Source organism: Actinospica acidithermotolerans (assembly GCF_018139625.1).
Lineage (GTDB): Bacteria > Actinomycetota > Actinomycetes > Streptomycetales > Catenulisporaceae > Actinospica > Actinospica acidithermotolerans.
Genome location: NZ_JAGSOH010000128.1, coordinates 1 through 18,708, shown reverse-complemented (window position 1 = coordinate 18,708; position 18,708 = coordinate 1). Strand labels below are relative to the sequence as shown.

18 protein-coding genes and 1 pseudogene are annotated in these 18,708 nt (G+C 72.7%); 4 read left to right on the top strand and 15 right to left on the bottom strand.

The window, feature by feature from the left end; genetic code table 11:
- Positions 1–121: 121 nt before the first annotated feature.
- Both KDK95_RS28980 and KDK95_RS28975 read right to left on the bottom strand, forming a co-directional pair.
- Positions 122–601, bottom strand: a complete 480-nt coding sequence (locus KDK95_RS28980; protein ID WP_212521498.1) for a GNAT family N-acetyltransferase — start codon at positions 599–601, stop codon at positions 122–124.
- 104 nt (positions 602–705) lie between these two features.
- Positions 706–1,701, bottom strand: a complete 996-nt coding sequence (locus KDK95_RS28975; protein WP_212521497.1) for a DMT family transporter — start codon at positions 1,699–1,701, stop codon at positions 706–708.
- A gap of 12 nt (positions 1,702–1,713) precedes the next feature.
- Between KDK95_RS28975 and KDK95_RS28970 the strand changes: the two genes are divergently transcribed.
- Positions 1,714–2,283, top strand: a complete 570-nt coding sequence (locus KDK95_RS28970) for a helix-turn-helix domain-containing protein (protein ID WP_212521496.1) — start codon at positions 1,714–1,716, stop codon at positions 2,281–2,283.
- A gap of 22 nt (positions 2,284–2,305) precedes the next feature.
- On the opposite strand, the gene KDK95_RS28965 is transcribed toward KDK95_RS28970, so the two are convergent.
- The 7 genes from KDK95_RS28965 to recN form a co-directional block, all read right to left on the bottom strand.
- Positions 2,306–3,124, bottom strand: coding sequence for an LLM class flavin-dependent oxidoreductase (locus tag KDK95_RS28965; RefSeq protein WP_212521495.1), 819 nt, complete (start codon positions 3,122–3,124; stop codon positions 2,306–2,308).
- A gap of 1 nt (position 3,125) precedes the next feature.
- Positions 3,126–4,175: a glycosyltransferase family 4 protein gene (locus KDK95_RS28960; protein ID WP_212521494.1), complete on the bottom strand. Its 1,050-nt coding sequence runs from the start codon at positions 4,173–4,175 to the stop codon at positions 3,126–3,128.
- On the bottom strand, positions 4,175–5,860 hold the full coding sequence (murJ, locus tag KDK95_RS28955) for a murein biosynthesis integral membrane protein MurJ (protein ID WP_212521493.1): 1,686 nt from the start codon (positions 5,858–5,860) through the stop codon (positions 4,175–4,177). The genes KDK95_RS28960 and murJ overlap by 1 nt, the downstream gene beginning before the upstream one ends.
- A 109-nt stretch (positions 5,861–5,969) precedes the next feature.
- Positions 5,970–6,941, bottom strand: coding sequence for a hypothetical protein (locus KDK95_RS28950; RefSeq protein WP_372463401.1), 972 nt, complete (start codon positions 6,939–6,941; stop codon positions 5,970–5,972).
- Positions 6,942–7,031: 90 nt separating this feature from the next.
- Positions 7,032–8,099 (bottom strand): copper transporter, encoded by a 1,068-nt coding sequence (locus KDK95_RS28945; RefSeq protein ID WP_212521491.1) that lies wholly within the window; start codon positions 8,097–8,099, stop codon positions 7,032–7,034.
- The gene (gene steA / locus KDK95_RS28940; RefSeq protein ID WP_212521490.1) at positions 8,096–9,334 is read right to left on the bottom strand and encodes a putative cytokinetic ring protein SteA; all 1,239 of its coding nucleotides are present in this window, start codon (positions 9,332–9,334) and stop codon (positions 8,096–8,098) included. Before steA ends, KDK95_RS28945 begins: the two co-directional genes overlap by 4 nt.
- Positions 9,335–9,486: 152 nt before the next feature.
- Entirely contained in the window at positions 9,487–11,247 is a 1,761-nt protein-coding gene (recN, locus tag KDK95_RS28935; protein WP_212521500.1) for a DNA repair protein RecN, read from the bottom strand.
- A gap of 376 nt (positions 11,248–11,623) precedes the next feature.
- Between recN and KDK95_RS28930 the strand changes: the two genes are divergently transcribed.
- Positions 11,624–12,673: a C40 family peptidase gene (locus tag KDK95_RS28930; protein WP_212521489.1), complete on the top strand. Its 1,050-nt coding sequence runs from the start codon at positions 11,624–11,626 to the stop codon at positions 12,671–12,673.
- Positions 12,674–12,732: 59 nt separating this feature from the next.
- Here the strand turns inward: KDK95_RS28930 and KDK95_RS28925 are convergent, their stop codons facing one another.
- The 5 genes and pseudogenes from KDK95_RS28925 to KDK95_RS28910 form a co-directional block, all read right to left on the bottom strand.
- Entirely contained in the window at positions 12,733–13,920 is a 1,188-nt protein-coding gene (locus KDK95_RS28925) for a low temperature requirement protein A (protein WP_212521488.1), read from the bottom strand.
- A 41-nt stretch (positions 13,921–13,961) separates the two neighbouring features.
- A pseudogene (gene ppnK, locus KDK95_RS37225) lies at positions 13,962–14,075 on the bottom strand (NAD kinase); the annotation flags it as partial.
- A 26-nt stretch (positions 14,076–14,101) separates the two neighbouring features.
- Positions 14,102–15,031, bottom strand: a complete 930-nt coding sequence (locus tag KDK95_RS28920) for an NAD kinase (protein WP_372463402.1) — start codon at positions 15,029–15,031, stop codon at positions 14,102–14,104.
- A 412-nt stretch (positions 15,032–15,443) separates the two neighbouring features.
- The gene (locus KDK95_RS28915; protein ID WP_212521487.1) at positions 15,444–16,277 is read right to left on the bottom strand and encodes a TlyA family RNA methyltransferase; all 834 of its coding nucleotides are present in this window, start codon (positions 16,275–16,277) and stop codon (positions 15,444–15,446) included.
- A 19-nt stretch (positions 16,278–16,296) separates the two neighbouring features.
- A complete protein-coding gene (locus KDK95_RS28910; protein ID WP_212521486.1) occupies positions 16,297–16,500 on the bottom strand; it encodes a PH domain-containing protein in 204 nt (67 codons plus the stop codon).
- Positions 16,501–16,553: 53 nt separating this feature from the next.
- Between KDK95_RS28910 and KDK95_RS28905 the strand changes: the two genes are divergently transcribed.
- Positions 16,554–16,904, top strand: coding sequence for a sterol-binding protein (locus KDK95_RS28905; protein ID WP_212521485.1), 351 nt, complete (start codon positions 16,554–16,556; stop codon positions 16,902–16,904).
- Between the two features lie 12 nt (positions 16,905–16,916).
- Here the strand turns inward: KDK95_RS28905 and KDK95_RS28900 are convergent, their stop codons facing one another.
- Positions 16,917–17,858 (bottom strand): alpha/beta fold hydrolase, encoded by a 942-nt coding sequence (locus tag KDK95_RS28900; protein WP_212521484.1) that lies wholly within the window; start codon positions 17,856–17,858, stop codon positions 16,917–16,919.
- Positions 17,859–17,944: 86 nt separating this feature from the next.
- Here KDK95_RS28900 and KDK95_RS28895 point away from each other — a divergent pair, with 86 nt between their 5' ends.
- Positions 17,945–18,523, top strand: a complete 579-nt coding sequence (locus tag KDK95_RS28895; RefSeq protein WP_306466719.1) for a TetR/AcrR family transcriptional regulator — start codon at positions 17,945–17,947, stop codon at positions 18,521–18,523.
- Positions 18,524–18,708: the final 185 nt, after the last annotated feature.

Sequence of the window (18,708 nt, the reverse complement as noted above, 5' to 3'; positions counted from 1 at the left end):
CCCTCCCACCCGTGACGTGGCAGCTCCGGCTGCGGATTCAAGCTCAGCCACGGCCTCTGACTCACTCGGAACTCGACATCGTCCATGACCACAGAGTCGTCGGCGCGGAAGAGTGCCGCGGCTAGCGGTAGTCCTCCAGGCGGTGCCGGAAGACTCCCGTCTCGCGCTCCTCGAAGCCGAGGCTTCGGTAGAGGGCGCGGGCGGCGGCTCGGTGGGGAGCCGAGGTTAGGTCCACGTAGCGGGCGCCGCGTGTCGCGGCGGCTTCAAGGGCGGCGACGGCTAGGGCGCGGCCTACGCCGGCGCCGCGGGCGGACTCGTCTACGACCACGTCTTCCAGGCGTGCCTCCGTGCCCGTTCCCAGTTCCAGTCGGACTAGCGTCGCCAGGCCGATGATCGCACCGGCACGTCGGTCCGCCTCGGGCGTCAGGGCTCTGGCTGCGAAGACGGTATTCGCTTCGTGGGCCAGGACCTTCTCCACTCTCGCTCGGTCCGGGATCGGTGCGCCGGTGGACAGGAGCGGGATCAGGCGGGCGAAGGCTTCGACGGCCTCGTCGTCTGCGGATTCGAGCACGGCGATGGTGACGTTCGCGGAATGGTTCACCAGGACGATGCTAGACGCGGCGGACGTAACGGACGTGGCCGACGCGGTGGACGTCGACGTCAACGACGGCGCGAGGGAAATCCAGCATGCCGGCTACACGCAACTCAGCGAGAAGCAACGCGGTCACGGTAGCTGTCGCGGTCACGGCCGCGGTCAGTGTCGCGGTCACGGTCACGGTCACCGTCACCGTTGCCGTCGCCGTCACCGTCGCGGTCACGGCGCGGGAGCCTCAGCTCACCCACCAGGACGCCCAGGACGATGAGGCCGGCGCCCGCGACGGCCAGGGCCGGCAGTTGGTCGCCGCTGAGCCAGCCGATGAGGCCGGCCCAGACCGGCTCGCCCGCGTAGATGACCGTCGCGCGCATGGGCGGGACTGAGGCTTGCGCCCAGTTCATCGTGAGCTGGATCAGGGCGGTGGCGAGGCCGAGGCCTACGGCGGCCGCTAGCCAGATCCAGGAGAAGGACGGGATCGACTCGCCGGTGGCGGGCATCGCGAGGAACGAGAGCAGGCCGGCGGTGAGCAGTTGGATGACGGTGATCCGGCGCAGGTCTACGTTGCCCGCGTAGCGGCCGATCAGCACGATCTCGGCGGCCGCGGATATCGCTGCGCCGAGCGTCGCCAGTTCGCCGGCGCTGAAGTGCAGCGACGTGCCGTTGGGGCCGGCGAGCAGGAGCAGGCCGGTGAACGCGCAGGCGATCCCGGCCAGTCCGGCGGGCTTGGGGGGCCGGCGCATGATGAGCCACTGGAAGAGCGGCACCAGGGGGACGTAGAGCGCTGTGATGAAGGCGGACGTGCTGCTCGGGATTGTCTGCAGGCCGTAGGTCTGCATCCCGTAGCCCACGGCGAGAGTCGCGCCGATCAGCGCCCCGGCCCCGAGCTCGCGCCGGGTCGCTCCGCGGAGGGCGGCGGGGAAGAGCAGTAGGGTGAACAGCCCGGCGGTGGTGAAGCGGAGGCCGACGAAGAAGAGAGGACCGCTGTGGCGCATCGCGATGTGGATGATCAGGAAGGTCGAGCCCCAGACCATCGTGACGGCGACCAGGGCCAGGTCGTGGCGGCCGAAGGCGGGGCGCCGCGCGCGAGACGTGGCAGTGTGCAGCATACTGCGCAGTATATGCGCAGTATAGTGCACACGTCCAGCGAGCGATCCGACGTTCTCGCCTTTGTCGCCCAGAACCTGCGCGAGCTGCGCCGTCGCGCCGGGCTCAGCCAGGCGGCGCTCGCGCAGGCCTCGGGCATCAGCCGCCGGATGATCGTCAACCTCGAGGGCGGCGCGACGAACATCAGCCTCTCCAGCCTCGACCACCTCGCCGAGGCGCTCGGCGCGGACTTCGTCGACCTGGTCAGCGATCCCGCCGCTCGCGACCTGCGCATCGAGGCCCTGGCCTGGCGCGGCGCCCGGCCGGGCAGTGAGGCGGTCCTGCTCGGCAGCGTCCCGGCTCGCCACTCCGCGCAGCTCTGGACGTGGACGCTGGCTCCCGGCGACCGGTACACGGCCGAGCCCGATCCCGAGGGCTGGCACGAGATGACCGTGGTCACGGAGGGGCGCCTGCTGATCGACCTCGCGCAGGGGCCGATCACCGTCGAGGCCGGCGGTTACGCGATCTACAGCACCGCTCAGGAGTACGCGTACGTCAACGTGCACGACGGGATCACTCGGTTCATCCGCAACGTCGTGGCCTGAGACAGCAGAAACGGCAGGCTGCTCACAGGGACGCGGCTAGCTCCTGCTTCAGCGCGGCGGCGCTCTCGTAGGCGGCGCGCCAGTCCGCCCCCGTGGGCGGCACGACGACGCGGCGGGTGCCGGCGGCGGCGTAGGCGGCGAGCTGGTCGAGGGCCTGCTTGCGGTCGCCGGCGAGGTTCGTGGCGACGACGATCGGGTACGGGGCCGGGCGCTCGTGGGCGGCGGCGAGTTCGGCGAGTTGGGCGCGGTGCTTGGCGATGTCCTCGGGCGCGGCGCCGATGCTGATCCAGGCCTCGCCGAACTCGGCGGCGCGTCTGCGGGCCCTGAGGCTTTCGCCGCCGACGAAGATCGGCGGGACGCTCGCGCCGGGGGCGAGGGTGACCTCGGTGTCGTCCTCCAGGACCGTCGGCTCGCCCGCGATCAGGCTCGGCAGGCGGCGCAGCGCCTCGTCGGTGCGCGGGCCACGGTCCGCGAAGGACTGCCCGGCCGCGCGCCAGCCGATGTCGCCGTGGTTGACGCCGCCGGTGCCGACGCCGACCTCGAGCCGGCCGCCCGAGACGTATTGCAGCGTGCTGATCTGCTTCGCGGCCCAGGCGACCGGTCGCAGCGCGAGCAGCAGCACGCCGTATCCGATGCGGATCCGCTCGGTCGCGCCCGCGGCGACGCCGAGCACGGCCGTGCTGTCGAGGATCGGCGCGCTCGCGATGAGGTGGTCGGTGCTCCAGACACTGTCCAGCCCGAGCTGCTCCGCCAGCCGGGCCGCCTCGCGGATGTCGCCGAGGATCGGCGTGGACGGATCGGGGGTCGAGGTCGGGAGGATCACACCGATTTCGAGCGTCATGTCATGCAACAGCGCTCTGAGTCGCCGGACTATTCCTCTCGCGGTACCAGGCGCGGGCCACGGCAAGGGCCTCGGCGTACGGGGGCCACGTCGCGGCGCGCACGGGTCCTGCTGCCCGCATCCCGTTGCGCAGCGCGGGATCGGTGACCACGCGGCGGATCTGGCCCGCGAGGGCGGCCGCGTCGTCGGCGGGGACGAGGATCGCGGCGCCGCCGACGAGTTCGGGCAGGCCGCCGACCGCCGTCGCCACCACCGGGACTCCGGCGCGCAGGGCCTCCTGGACGACGAGCGCGCGCGCCTCCCATCGGGATGCGAGCACGAACACGTCGGCCGCGGCGAGCAGGTCGGCGACGTCGCCGCGGTGGCCGAGGAGCGCGACGGGGAGCTTGTCGGACTCGATGCGCGCGGCCAGGGCGGCGCGCTCAGCGCCTTCGCCGGCGATCGCGAGGCGGACAGGGAGGTCCCCGAGCAGGGCGATCGCGTCGAGCAGCACGGGGAGCGACTTCTGCGGGGCCAAGCGGCCGACGGCGAGGAGCAGGTTGTCGCCGTCGGGAACGGCCAGGTCGCGGCGGATCTCGACGCGCGAGCGGGTGGGCTCGGGCAGCGGCGGCGCCGGGACGGGGCAGAGCGAGACTTCGCGGGCCGCGCCGAGCTCGCGGGCCCGCTGCACGAGGTCTGACGATGCGCCGAGGACGACGTCGGGCCCGCGTACGGCGAAGCGGCCGACGACGGCGCGCGGGCCGGTGGCGGGGAGAGGGTTGTGCAGGGTGACGACGTGGCGCGGGCTGCGCCGGCCGGTAAGCGCGAGATTCACCAGGGCGGCGGCCTTGAAGCCGTGCGAGTGGACCACGTCGGCGTGCTTCAGGACTCTGCGAAGCCGCTGCGGCGTGACGAAGCGCGCTCCGGTGGCGGTGAACGCGAAGTGCCGCTCCGTGGACGCGGGCCCGACGACGACGACCTGGTCGCCGAGGCCGACGCAGTGTTCGACGAGCGCGCGGACGTACGTGCCGATCCCGCCGGTGCTCGGCCCCAGGACGAGGACGACGCGCATCAGGCGCGGCCTCCGGACCGAAGCTTGGGGAACTGGGCCAGCGCACGCATCACCAGCGGCCGCAATTCGGCTCCGTCGAGTGGGAGCACGACCGCGCCGAACACGATCAGCGTCAGCGTGGCGCACAGCGGCGCGACGAGCAGCGCGGCTCCCGAGTCCGTCCAGCCGAACCACGCGCCGAGCATCCAGCCCGCCGCACCCGAAGCCACCGCCGCGATGCCGCCCGCGGCAGCCGTTCGGCCCAGGCCCTGGAACACGCCGCGCCCAACGCGCCTGCGCACCGCCGCCATCAGCAGTATCCCGGCCAGCGTCATCCCGACAGCGTTGCCGAGGCCCAGCGCGGTCACCGCGTGGCCCGGCCAGTTGATGATCAGCACGGCGTCGACGGCGAAGACGACCAGCCAGCCGGTCACGGTCGCGACCGCCGCGTCCCGGCCGTGACCCGCCGCGTAGAGCACGCGGCCGAGCAGCGCGATCGCCGCGTAGCCGAGCAAGCCGGGGGCGAACGCGAGCATCCCGTACGCCATGGTCGACGCGTCCGTACCCCCGCCGGGCGCGATGAACAGGCTCGCGGTCGGCCACGCCTCGGCCGCGAGCAGCGCCGCGCCCGCGCACGTGGCCAGCAGCACCGCGCGCGTGGTCGCGGCGATCCCGGCGCGGTAGCCGTACATGTCGCCGCTGTCCGCGCGTGCCGCGAAATCGGTGAACGCGCTGGTGGCCAGCGGCACGACGAGCACCGCGTACGGCAGCAGGTACACGGCCCAGCTGAAGTTGTAGACGGTCAGCGCGCCGCCGCTCGGGTCCGCGTAGTTGGTCAGGAACACGACGCCGAGCACCGCGAAGTTCTGCGCGATCAGCGTCACCACCCCGGCGACCGCGAGGTGCCTGGCCTGGCGGGCCACGCCGGGCTCGAAGGTGAACGTCGGCCTGATGCGGAATCCGGCCCGGCGCACGGCGGGCAGCAGGCACAGCGCGAGCATCGCGACTCCGGCCGTGGTGCCGAGCCCGAGCACCAGCCGGGAGTGCGCGGTCAGCGTCCAGATGTCGGAGCCCGCGTCCGGATCGAGCACGCCGAAGGCCAGGTACGTGCCGACCATCACCAGGCTCGAGAGCAGCGGCGCGATCGCGGGCGCCAGGAAGCGCCGGTCCGCCTGCAGGGCCGCGGACAGCACCACCGCCACGCCGTAGAGCGGGATCTGCGGCAGGAACAGGATCAGGAAGTGCCCTACGAGCTGCGGATAGACGCCGAGGGGCCCGTGCGGGCCCGCGATCAGCCGGCCGAGCGGCGCCGCGAGCCCGATGCCGAGCAGGCTCAGCGGCAGCAGCGCGGCCAGCGCCCAGGTCAGCAGCGCGGACACGGTGCGCGAGGCGTACCCGCGCTCGCCGCGGCTGAGCGGCCCGGCCAGCAGCGGCACCGCGACGCCGGCCAGCGCGCCGCCGGCCACGATGTCGAAGATCGTGTTCGGCATCTGATTCGCCGAGTTGTACGCGTCGGCCAGGTCGCCGTGCCCGACGGTGTGCGAGAAGGCCAGCGTGCGCAGGAAGCCGAAGAGCCGGGAGAGCACGGTCACGGCCGCGATCAGCGCGGCGGCGCGGGCGACCGAGCCGCCGGCCGCGGCGAACGCGTTCGCCGGATCGGCCTCGTCGAGCTCTTCGATCCGCACGAGCAGCAGCGGCTCGTCCACGTTGTGCGGTTCCGGCGCGTGCTGCTTCGGGCGGCGCGGGGCTCGAACCTGTTCCGTTCGTTCTGAAACACCCAGCTGCCGCCGGGCCCGTGCGTCGGTCGGTCCCTCCTCAGCCACGTGAGCCCGGACTCGACTGCGGCGGCACGTTCGGCGCGGCCGCGGGACGGCGGCCCCACAGGTCGATCGCGTTCAGCGGCGCGGAGCCGGCGATCACCTTCGTGAACGAGACCTTCTCGCTCGCCAGGTTCACCCCGGTCAGCGCGGCCGCGCGGCACGCCAGCCCGGCGGTCGAGCGCGCGCCGGCCGCGGCGGCCAGCCCGAGCAGCGCGCCCAGCGCGTTCGCGCCCGCGTCGCCCAGCATCGAGCGCTCGCCCAGGTCCTCCGGCAGCAGGGCGAGGGCCGCGCCGAGTCCGGCGGCGGCCATCGTGTTCGCGCTCCCTGCCATGGGAAGATCCGTACCCCGCCGAGGCGCGCCCGACACCCCGGCCCGTGCCGCATCGCGACGTACCGCGCGCGTGAGCATCCCCGGCGCCGCGGCCAGCGCAGCGCCCTTGATCGCCCGGCCGGGCCGCAGGTCCAGCAGGTTCACGGCGTTGGCCGCGGCCGCGACGACGACCGCCGCGAGTGCCTTGTCCAGCGCCGATCCGCCGCGCCGGGCCAGGCAGCCCCCGAGCACGCCCACCGCGCCGATCCCGGCGATCTTCACGCCGCCGGTCGTCACCTCGCCGTGCGCCAGCGCCGTCAGGTGGCCCCTGATACCGCGCCGGTCCGCGTTCCCGTACAGGTCGTCGTACACGCCGAACGCCCCGGCACCCGCCGCGGCGGCGATTCCGGCCGCCCGCATCCGGCCGGACAGCCCCGGCGCGGCGAGCACCGCGGCCGACGCGGCCGCCGCGTACACCGGACCCTCGAGCAGCGTGACCGGCTCGCCGCGGTGGTTCACCCGGCTCCAGCGCTGCTCGTCGAGCATCGTGCCCTTGGCGGCGTCGCTGCTCGCGTACGAGCGGGCCGCGCGCAGTCCGATCCGCGCGAGCGCGGCCCCGGTCGCCGCCGCGAGCACAGTACGCGCCACCTGTCCCATGTGACCCTCAGTCCGATCCGTCACCTCGTCCGCCGAGGCGACAGCCTACGCCCGCCACGCGAACGCGCCGCGCCGCGCGGACGGGGCGGCTCAGCTCCCCGGGCCCGCGGCGATCGGCGGCAGCGGCCCGTCGTTGTTCGCGCCGGTGCCGTAGTGGCCCGCGGATGCGTCCGCGGCCTGCGACTCGGCATCGAGGCAGAACACGGCCGCGACCTGTCCCATCGTCACATCCGTGTTGTCAACGGTGCTGATCTCACGCGTCGCCGTGGAATCGTTGATGATCGCGTACACCAGCCCGGCCTTCTCCGCCGAGTCCCCCGAGCCGCCGACGACCGTTCCCGCGCCGCCCTTGCGCAGCGCCTCGGCCAGCGTGATGTACGTCTGGTTGTCGGCGTCCGCGTTCGCCGTGGTCGGCGCCTGGATGTACGCCAGCGACGCCTGCTCGCCGGAGACCGGCTGCGTCACCATCGTGATGAAGCCCGCCGACTGGTAGTCCTTCAGCGTCGCGAGCGCCTCGCCCGCGGTCATCGTCCCGGGCGCCGCGCTGGTCGAGGTCGCGGCACCGGTCGCGGCCGTCGTCGCCTTCGAGGTCGCGGTCGAGGTCGGCGACGCCGCGGTGGTCGAGGCCGCGGCCGACGCGCCGGGCGTCTGATACGTCGTCAACGCCTCGCCGATCAGCTCCATCGACTCCTGCGCGACCGTGCCGGCCGGCTTCTGCCCGGCCGGGGTGTGCTCGGCGACGAGCAGGCTCATCGCCTCCTCCTGGTCCGAGGAGGCGGCGGTGGAGAGCGAGGCGTTGATCGTCGTCTCGCTGCAGACCGTCGCGCCGCTCTGCTTCTGGAGCATCGTGTGCACGGCCGAGTACGCGTCCGAATCCGACCCGGCGATCTCCACCACCGCCACGCACAGCCCGCTCAGGCGCCCGGCCACCAGCTGGCCGGCGGTGTCGGTGATGTACTTGTCCTGCTGGTCCATCTGCGTCTTGAGCGTGTTGATCTGGTGCTGCTGGCTCTTGATCTGGTCGTTGCGCTGGGACAGGTCGCTGCGCAGGCTGTCGGCCACGCCCTTGGACAGGATCGACGCGCCGATCACCAGGCCCACCGTGAGCGCGAGGAAGATCGCGACGATCGATACGACGTGGTAGCGGAAGTCGATCACGAGAAGATTCCTTGCACCCAGAAGACGAAGTTGTCCCAGTATCCCCGCAGCACCTCCCAGTAGGCTCCCGCCCACGGCGAGACGGCCAGCGTGCCGACCAGCGTGATGATCGCGGCCGCGACCAGCAGGAACAGCGAGCCGGTGGAGATCTGGCTGCGGTAGAGCCGGGAGACGCCCTTGGCGTCCACGAGCTTGCCGGCCAGCCGCTGGCGGGTGAGGAAGGTCGAGGCCATCCCGGAGCGGCCCTTGTCCAGGAACTCGATCAGGTTCACGTGCGCGCCCACCGCGACGATCAGCTTGGCGCCCTTGTCGTCGGCGAGCAGCATCGCGATGTCCTCGCTGGTCGCGGCGGCCGGGAAGACCGCGTAGCCGAGGCCGAGGTCGCGGATCCGGTCGAGCCCCGGGGCCCGGCCGTCCCGGTAGGCGTGCAAAACGATCTCCGCGCCGCAGGTCAGCGCCTTGTCGGAGACCGAGTCCATGTCGCCGACGATCAGCCCGGGACGGTACCCGGCCTCCAGGATCGCGTCCGCGCCGCCGTCCACGCCGATCATCACCGGCCGGTACTCGCGGATGTAGGGCCGCAGCGCGGCCAGGTCCTCGCGGTAGTGGTCGCCGCGCACGACGATCAGCACGTGCTTCTCGGCCAGGTCGGTCTTGATCGCGGGCACGCCCACGCCGTCGAGCAGCAGCTCCCGCTCCTTGCGCAGGAACTCCAGCGTGTTCTCGACGAAGTTCTCCAGCTGCTCGGAGAGCCCGAGCCTGGCCTCCTCCATGGCGTCGACCACGTCGTCCATCGCCAGCAGCCGCCCGGCGGCCAGCGGCACGTCGCCGCGCAGCAGCACGCCGCCCTCGATCCGAAGCAGCTCGCCCTCCTTGGCGATCTCGAACAGCTCCGCGCCGACCTCGTCGATCAGCGGAATCCCGGCGGCGACGATGATCTCGGGCCCGAGGTTCGGATACGTGCCCGAGATGGAGGCGGCGGCGTTGAGCACGGCCGAGGGCCGCGCCGCGACCAGCGCCTCGCCGGCCACGCGGTCGATGTCCTGGTGGTCGATCAGCGCGATGTCGCCGGGCCGCAGCCGCTTGGTGAGGTTCTTGGTGCGCTTGTCCATCCGCAGCACCTGGAGGGTGTGCAGCGTCTGCTCACCGAGCGCGGCAGGCTCCTCGCTGCCCTGTCCGCTCGGCTCGACCGGCGTCGGGCTCTTCGAGCGCCGACCACGCAAACTGCTCCTCATCGCCCACTATCGTGCCAGGTCTGCCTGAAGGCGCACCCGCAATTAACCCGCGGGCAACCCGAGGACGCCCGGGCGCCGACCACGCAAACGCCCGTCATCGGCCCGCGAACGGCTCGGCGGGCGACGCCGTGGCCGATCCTGAGCCGATCAGATCACGGCAGCTTGCGCTCCGCGATGGCGGCGTCGACGAGTTCGCGGGCGTGGTCCTTCGCCGAGTCCGACTCGGCGCGGCCGGAGAGCATGCGGGCGATCTCGGTGTAGCGGTCCGCGTCGGCGACGACCGTGACCCCGGACGAGGTGACGCCGCCGTCGCTGTCCTTGACGACCACGAGCTGCCGGTCGGCGAACGCGGCGACCTGCGGCAGGTGCGTGACCACGATGACCTGGCTGCTGCGGGCCAGCCGGGCCAGCCTGCGGCCGATCTCGATCGCGGCCGAGCCGCCGACGCCCTGGTCGATCTCGTCGAAGACGAGCGTCGGCACCGGGTCGGCGCCCGCGAACACCACCTCGATCGCCAGCATGACGCGGCTGAGCTCGCCGCCCGAGGCACCCTTGGCGATCGGCAGGAACGGGGCGCCGGGGTGCGGGGCGAGCAGCAGTTCGACGTCGTCGCGGCCGGAGGAGCCGAACTCCTCGCGCCGCTTGAGGCGCACCTCGATGCGCGCGTGCGGCATCGCGAGCGCGGCCAGCTCCGTGCCGACCGCCTCGGCGAAGCTGCCCGCGGCCCGGCCGCGCAGCTCGCTCACCCGGTCCGCGAGGCCGCCGAGCTGCTCGTGCAGCGCGTCCCGGGATTCGGTCAGCTCGGCGATGCGGCCGTCGTCGCCCTCCAGCTCGGCCAGCCGCAGCGCCGCCTGCTCGCCCCAGGCCAGCACCTCGGCCACGCTCGGGCCGCCGGGATCGGCCGAATCGGTGAGGTAGCGGCCCACGTGCCGGCACAGCGCGTCGATGTCGGCGACGCGCTCGTGCGCGTATTCGAGCCGGGCCGGGTCGGCCTCGATGCCGGCGAGATATCCGGCGACGTCGGTGGCGAGCTCGGTCAGCTGCCAGTAGACGTCGTCGAGCCGGCCCGCGAGCGCGGCGAGCGCCGGGTCCTTGTCCTTGGCGGTGTCCAGCGAGCGGCGCGCGTGGTTGACCAGGGTCGCCGCGTCGAGCGCGGACTCCGAGGTCTCCTGCGCGCTCAGGGCCTCGTGCGCGCGGGCCGCGGCCATCCGCAGCTCCTCGGCGCTGCCGAGCCGCTCGATCTCGGCGGCGAGCTCCTCGCGCTCGCCGGGCTGCGGGTCGGCCTTCTCGATCTCGGCGAGCGCGTAGCGCAGCGAATCGGCCTCGCGGAAGCGCTCGGCCGCCTTCGTGCTCAGCTCCTCGAGCTCCGCGCACACGCTCTTATACGCGTTATAAGCAGTGCGGTACTCGGCGAGCGCGGCGAGCACCGGCTCGCCCGCGTACCGGTCCAGCGCGTCGCGCTGCCGGGAGGGCTGGCGCAGCAGCTGCTGTGAGGCCTGGCCGTGCATCTCCACCAGGTCCTCGGCGAGGTCGGCGAGCACCGAGACCGGGACCGGCTGGCCGCCGAGGAAGGCGCGCGAGCCGCTGGATCCGGCGGCCGCGACACTGCGGTTGATCAGCAGCTCCCGGCGCGGATCGCCGTCGGCCCCGGGGTCCGCGGGATCGAGCGAGGCGCCGTACTCCTCGGCGCGCTTGACCGCGCGGCCGGACTCGGGCAGTTCCAGGCGCCCCTCGACCACGGCGCGCCCGGCGCCGGGCCGGACCCGGCCGCTTTCCGCGCGGTCGCCGAACAGCAGTCCCAGCCCGGTGACGACCATGGTCTTGCCCGCGCCGGTCTCGCCGGTGACGGCGTTGAAGCCCGGCGCGAAGCTGAGAACCGCGTCCTCGATCACGCCGAGCCCGCGGATGCGCATCTGCTCCAGCACACCACGAGACTATCCGCTCCGCGCGGCGCGCGCGGGCCGAGCCGCCCCTCACGGGAATCTTATTGACGCCGTGTCGGAAACCGGGGCGCCGCCGGAGACGCTGTGACCATACCGTGACACGTGTCCGATTCGACCCCTTACTCCGGGAGCATCCCCCAGGGCGAAACGGGCATACCACAGCGTACTGCGTTAATCCGTTCGGCTCATCGGAATCGGCGTCCGCGCGCTAAACCCGGGGGAGCAAACGGATTTTTTACGCTGCCGACTACCTCCCTTGGGCGAGCGCCTGGCAAGGTAACGCTTCAAGTTCAGTCCAATGCCTCATTCAGTCTGAGTGCTGCCTCAGAAGGGATTGTGGAGTTCGATGAGTACCGCAGGTCACCGAGCACCGAAGTTGATCACCCCGCGAAAAGCCACGGCCGTCGCCGTGGTCGGGCTCAGCGCGGGGACGGTGGCCCTGGTCCCGAGCTCCAGCCAGGCCGAGACGCTCGCCCAGGCCAAGGCGCAGTACCAGTCGGACCTGAGCCAGAGTGAGGCGGCCGGCCAGACCTACGACTCCGAGGAGCAGGCCTACGCCCAGCTCCAGCAGAAGATCGACGCGCTGCAGGGCGAGATCAGCCAGCAGAACCAGCAGATCTCCACCCTGGACGCCACGATCGGCCTGCAGGCCGCCCAGCAGTACCGCAACGGCGGCGTCAGCTCCACCCTCGAGCTGACCCTCTCCGCCAGCCCCACCACGTACCTCGACAAGGTCGCGAGCCAGAACGAGATCGCCTCGCAGGAGGCCAAGCAGCTCAAGACGATCGCGACCGACCAGGCCGAGCTCAAGCAGGAGCAGGCGCTCGCCGCCACGCTCGTGCAGCAGCAGCAGGCGGCGCTGGCGAAGGCGAAGGCGGCCAAGCAGCAGGCCGACAACCTCACCGCCGCGGCCAAGGAGCTCGTCGCCTCGCTCACCCCGGCCGAGCAGGAGCAGGTCAGCATCGGCTCGACCGGCAGCATGTGGTTCCACTACTCGGGAACCCTGCCCGTCGCCACCGGCCGCGCCGCGATCGCCGTGGCCTACGCCGAATCCAAGCTCGGCGACGACTACGTCTACGCGGCCAACGGCCCGAACGAGTTCGACTGCTCCGGCCTGACCCAGGAAGCCTGGAAGGCCGCGGGCATCAGCATCCCGCGCGACTCGTACGACCAGTACGCCGCACTTCCGCACGTCTCCGAGGCCGACCTGCAGCCCGGCGACCTGCTCTTCTTCTTCCCGACCTCGGCCGGCCCGAGCCACGTGGCCATCTACATCGGCAACGGGATGTACATCCAGGCCACCCACCCCGGCTCCTACGTCGAGTGGGCCTCGCTGAACCCGAGTTCGCCCTACTACGGCAACATGCCGTACGTCGGCGCGGCCCGGCCGGACTGAGTCCGCGACTGCATCAGGCTTCAGACGGCCCGGGTCCCACGGATCCGGGCCGTTCGCCGTCACGCCCCGGATGCGGTGCCGACGGATCCGAGCCGTTCGCCGTAGACGCCGAGGATCACCGACGCGGCGCAGCACAGCCCTGCCAGGAACACGGCGTAGCTCCCGGCGAACGTGCACAGCAGCACCGCCGCGGCCGTGGCCGGCATGACCGCCTGCGCGGGGCCCCGCTTGAAGTGCCGCGCCTGCAGGACCCAGATCACGAGCAGCAGCAGCGCCGTCGGCACGGTCACCGAGCCCGCCGCGAGCCGCGCCGAGATCTCCCCGCCCCCGCCCGTCCACGCGGCGGCCACCTCGGCCCCGGCCCCGATCGAGGCGGCCGACGCGAACACGATGTAGTGCCCGTACCCCCACAGGTACGGCGACGTCCGCTCCCCCAGCAGATCCCCCGCCTCGTGCGCGAAGTAGATCCACCAGGCCGAGAACACGATCAGCAGGCCGCCGAACGCGAGCAGCACGAGCTTCCTGACATCCTCGTGCCCGCTCATCGCGCCCTGGATCGCGACCGTCGCCGCCGCGACGGTCTCGCCGAGCACGATCAGCGTGAACAGGCCGTACCGCTCGGCGATGTGGTGCGGATGGAACGGCAGCGAACCGCCGCGCTCGGCCCAGTAGGGCACCAGCAGCTCGGCCACGACCAGCGCGCCGAATCCCGCGTCGTACGCGGCCGGGGAGTGCACCAGCTGGAGCAGCACCCAGAACAGCTGCACGACCAGCACGCCGCCGCCCCAGCGCGCCGCGAGCCCGCGCAACTCCGGATTGTCCCGGTAGACCCGCAGCCACTGCGAGGCGAAGGCCAGCCGCACGATGACGTACCCGATGACGACGACGGTGAAGTCCCGGTGCTCGAACGCGCGCGGCACCCCGGCCGCGATCACCAGCGCGCCGGCGATCTGCACGAAGGTGGCCAGCCGGAACGGCACGTCGTCCGGATCGAAGGCGGTGGCGAACCAGGAGTAGTTCATCCAGGCCCACCAGATCGCGAAGAACACCGCCGCGTACGCGCTCAGCCCGTGCCTGAGCTCGCCCAGCTCGATCGCATGCGCCAGCTCCCGGCCGGCCTGCCCCACCGCGACGACGAAGCAGAGGTCGAAGAACAGCTCCAGCGGCGTGGAGACGCGGTGGTGCTCCTCCGTGTCCCGCGCGCCGACCGCGCCCTTGGGCCGGGGCGTCCGCAAACCGATGATCACGCCGACCAGTCTCCCAGCGGCCACCGACAGCCGCGCCCGGATCAGCGCGCGGCGCGCCAGCCGTCCACCGGCAGCGCGAACTTGGCCACGAGCCGATCGGTGAACGGCGCCTGGTGCAGCCGGGCAAGCCGGACCGGCCGGGTGCCGCGGCGCACTGCGGCCACCGACAGCCGCGCCCGGATCAGCGCGCGGCGCGCCAGCCGTCCACCGGCAGCGCGAACTTGGCCACAAGCCGATCGGTGAACGGCGCCTGGTGCAGCCGGGCAAGCCGGACCGGCCGGGAGCCGCGGCGCACCTCCACCCGCGCGCCCGGCGGCAGCGTCAGGGTCCTGCGGCCGTCGCACCAGAGCACGCCGGTACCCTCGTGGCCGGGGCCCTGCCCGTCCTGCACGTCGATGGCCAGCAGCGAGTCCGGCGCGGCGACCAGCGGCCTGGCGAACAGCGCGTGCGCCGAGATCGGCACCAGCAGCAGCGCCTCCACCCCGGGCCAGACGATCGGGCCGCCCGCGGAGAAGGCGTAGGCGGTCGAGCCGGTCGGCGTCGCGCACACGACCCCGTCGCAGCCCCAGCGGGAGAGGGGCCGGCCGTCGATCTCGACCAGCACCTCCAGCATCCGCTCGCGCGCCCGCTTCTCCACGCTCGCCTCGTTCAGCGCCCAGGTCTGCCCGACGAACTCGCCGTGCCGGGTGACCTGCACGTCGAGCGTCATCCGCTCCTCGACCTCGTACCGGTGCTCGACGATCCGCTCGACGACCTCGTGCAGGTCCTCCAGCTCCGCCTCGGCGAGGAAGCCGACCCGGCCGAGGTTCACGCCGAGCAGCGGGATGTCGGCCATCCGGGCGAGCTCCGCGCCGCGCAGCAGCGTCCCGTCCCCGCCGAGCACCACGACGAGCTCGCATCCCTCGACCGCGTGCCGGTCCTCCGGCACGATCCAGCTCCCGGGCTCGCCGACCTCGAGCCGGTCCATCTCGACCTCCGGCGCGAGCATCCGCACCGCGATCCCGGCGACCGAGAGCCAGTGCGCCACCTTCCGGGCCGCGTCCCGCGCCTCGCTGCGGCCGGTGTGCGTGATGAGCAGCACGGTGCGCTGCGGCCCCTCGCCCGGCGGCACATGCCGGACGGGGGCGTACGCCGTGGCACCCTCGCGGCCGGGCGCCTCGTCCGCGGACTCGTGCCACGCCGGGCCACCCTCGCGCGCACGCCCGTCATCCCCGGACTCGTGCCACGCCGGGCCACCCTCGCGCGCAGGCCCCTCGTCTCCGGACTCGTGCCACGCCGGGCCGCCCCCGCGCGCAGGCCCCTCGTCTCCGGACTCGTGCCACGCCGGGCCGCCCCCGCGCGCAGGCCCGTCATCCCCGGACTCGTGCCACGCCGGGCCGTAGGCCGCGCCGAACGCCTCATCGCGCTCGGACGGACCGGACATCGCGCTCACCCGTGGTTCCCTTCTGCCTTTCCTACTCACAACCATTCTCACCGACGCGGCGCTTTCCGGGGGCGCCGCGGACCGGCGGATATCGGCACGGTCAGCGGGCGGCCGCGCCCGCCGGGCCCTCGGCCACGGCGCGGCGCACCTCCTCGTCCCGCAGCGGCTCGGCACCGCGGCGCATCCACAGGAAGTACTCAACGTTGCCGCTCGGCCCGGGCAGCGGACTGGCCGTGACCCCGAGCACGCCGAGGCCGAGCTGCGCCGCCGCGCCGGCGACCGCGCGCACCGACTCGGCGTGCAGGTCCGGATCGCGGACCACACCGCCCGAGCCGAGTCGTTCCCGGCCGACCTCGAACTGCGGCTTGACCATCAGTGCGAAGTCCGCCTCCGGGACGGCGCAGCGCACCAGCGCGGGAAGCACCAGCGTCAAGGAGATGAACGACAGATCCCCCACCACGAGTTCCACCGGCTCCCCGCCGATCTGATCCAGCGTCAGCTCGCGCACGTTGGTGCGGTCCACGACCACGACCCGCGCGTCGTTGCGCAGCTCCCAGACCAGCTGCCCGTAGCCGACGTCGACCGCCACGACCTGCCGGGCCCCGGCGCGCAGCAGCACGTCGGTGAACCCGCCGGTGGACGCTCCGGCGTCCAGGCAGCGCCGCCCGGCCACCCGCAGGCCGGCCGGGCCGAAGGCCTCGAGCGCGCCCGCGAGCTTGTGCCCGCCGCGCGATGCGTACTCCGGCTCGCCCTCCGGCGGCGCGGCCACCACGATCGCCGCCGAGGTCTCGACCCGGGTCGCCGCCTTCGCCGCCCGCTGCCCGCCGACCGTCACCCGGCCGGCCTCGATCAGCTCGGCCGCCTGCTCCCGCGAGCGGGCCAGCCTGCGCCGCACCAGCTCGGCGTCCAGCCGCCGCCGCTCCTGCCCTGCCATCCCGGAAAAGGCCCCTCGACTACCGCCCCAGGTCCGCGAGAGCGGCCTGCAGGCGCTGGTGGACGTCGTCGTAGAGCGCCGGGTGCTCGGCCGCGGGCCGCTCGGCCAGCTCGCGCAGCCGCTCCAGGGCGGCGTCGACCGCCGCGTTCCCGGTCGGCTCGGGCGCGGGGATCGGGCTGTCCGCGTGCGCCTGCGGCAGTTCGGCGATCTCGGGGCTGCTCATGTCGTAGACCGTATCGCGTGCGACCGACAATCGGGATGTGTAGGGTGCCGAACGTGGCGACCAAAGACGAATGCGCCGCCGCCCTGGACCGGCTGGCTGCGAAGCTGGGCGGCCTGGACGACGACCGGCGCGCAAAGAACGACTTCGAACGCACCGTCAGCTGCACGGTGCCCGACCTGGGGGTCGCCTTCCACGGCCGGATGAAGCAGGCGCGGCTGCTGGACGTGGCCGACTACGACGACGTCTCGCGGCTGCCGAACGCGCAGATCAGGCTGACCATCCCGAGCGACGACCTGCTCGCGCTGGTGGACGGCCGGCTGAACTTCCTGCAGGCCTGGGGCTCCGGCCGGATCAAGGTCGGCGCCTCGATCGGCGACGTGCTCAAGCTGCGCAAGATCTTCTGACCCTCGCCCGCGCTACCCGGCCGCGCCGCCGCGCTCGACGAACGCGATCAGCGCGGCCGCGGTCGCCTCGGGCTGCTCGTCCGGGATGAAGTGGCCGGCCTGCGGGATGACGACGCCGGCCGTGTTCGGCGCCCACGGCCTGACGGAGGCGGCCATGTCGGGGATCGAGCCGTGCGAGCTGGAGACTCCCAGCACGGGGATCGTCAGCCGGCCCCGTTCGAGCGCCTCGTGGTTCCTGGCCGCCGATTCCGCGGCCTCGCGGTAGTAGGCGAGCGAGGCCCGTAGCCCGCCCTCGGCAGCGACGGCGGCGGCGTAGTGCTCGACCTCGGCGGGCTTGAACGCGTCCGGGGCCAGTGCCTTCGCCGTCAGGAACCACTCGACGTATTCGCGCTCGCGCCCGGCAAGCAGCGTCTCCGGCAGCTCCGGCACCAGGTGGAACGCGAAATGCCACGTCTTCCAGGCCCGCGCGGGATCGGTGGGGACGGCGTCCGGGAGCGTGATCCCGGGGATGCCGGCGTCGAGCAAGGCCAGGCCGTGCAGGCTGCCACCCCGGTCCATCAGGGCGAGCGAGAAGGCGACCCACGCCCCGATGTCGTGCGCAGCGAGCCAGTACGTCCGCACGCCGAGCGCGTTCACCGCGGCCTGGACGTGCGAGGCGACGGTGTGCGTGTCGTAGCCCGCGGGTGGACGCTCGGAGTGTCCCTGGCCCGGAAGGTCGATCGCGACCACGCGATAGCGCTCGGCGAGCTGCGGCATCACCTCGCGCCATGCCCACCAGCTCTGTGGGAACCCAGCGAGCAGCACGACGGCGGGCCCGTCCGGCCGGCCGCCTTCCACGGCGTGCAGCACGACGCCGTCCGCGTCCACCCAGCGGTGCGTGAAGCCCGCGACCTCGTGCAGCGGCAGGTCGGGGACGAGGTTCTTCGGCTGGGGGAACTGCTCGTCTTCGGTCATGCCCGCAGCCTAGCGCATCTTGAACCGATCAGTTCAAGATAAGATGGGCGAGAGCCCCGAGAAGGAAGAGTGAGGTGCGTGCGCGGATGGCCGGCAAGAAGCAGTTCGACGTCGACGCGGTGCTCGACGCGGCGATGGTCCAGTTCTGGCGCGCCGGATACGCCGACACGTCGATCGACGACCTCTCGAAGGCAACCGGCTTGAACCGCAGCTCGATCTACGCGACATTCGGCGACAAGGACGCGCTCTACCTGCGCTGCCTGGACCGCTACGCCGCGCGGTACGGCGACCGTTACGACCAGGCGCTCGCCGGCGGCCCGGCGGTCGACGCGGTACGGGCGTTCTTCGACGTGACCCTGGAGCGCATCGCCGACCCCGACGTACCCGACGGATGCCTGATCGCGCAGACCGCGATGACGACGCCGGTCCTCAACGCCGCGATCGCCGCCCGCGCGAGCGAAGCCCTGGGCCGCCAGCGTGCCCGGCTGCGCACCGCCTTGAGCTGCACGGAGCTGGCCGCGAGCGACGTCGAGGACTTCGCCGTCCACTTCGCGGCGGTCAACCAGTCGCTGGCCGTGATGAGCAGGGCGGGAACGAGCGAAGCGGAACTCCGCACGGTCACCGACATCAGCGTCAACGCCCTAGCCCAGGCCCTGCGCTGCTGATGAATCGACCGGACGCCTGGTGTCCTGAGTCCCTGGTGTCCCGAGTCAGGACGCTAGATGTACTGACCACAGAGGTTGGTGACGGGGGTCACGGCCGGTTGATCTTGTAATGGGTGAGGGCCTTCTGGCTTGGTGTGGATTGCGACATCTGCACCGGCTACCGGAAAGGCCCTCATGCCCCACCG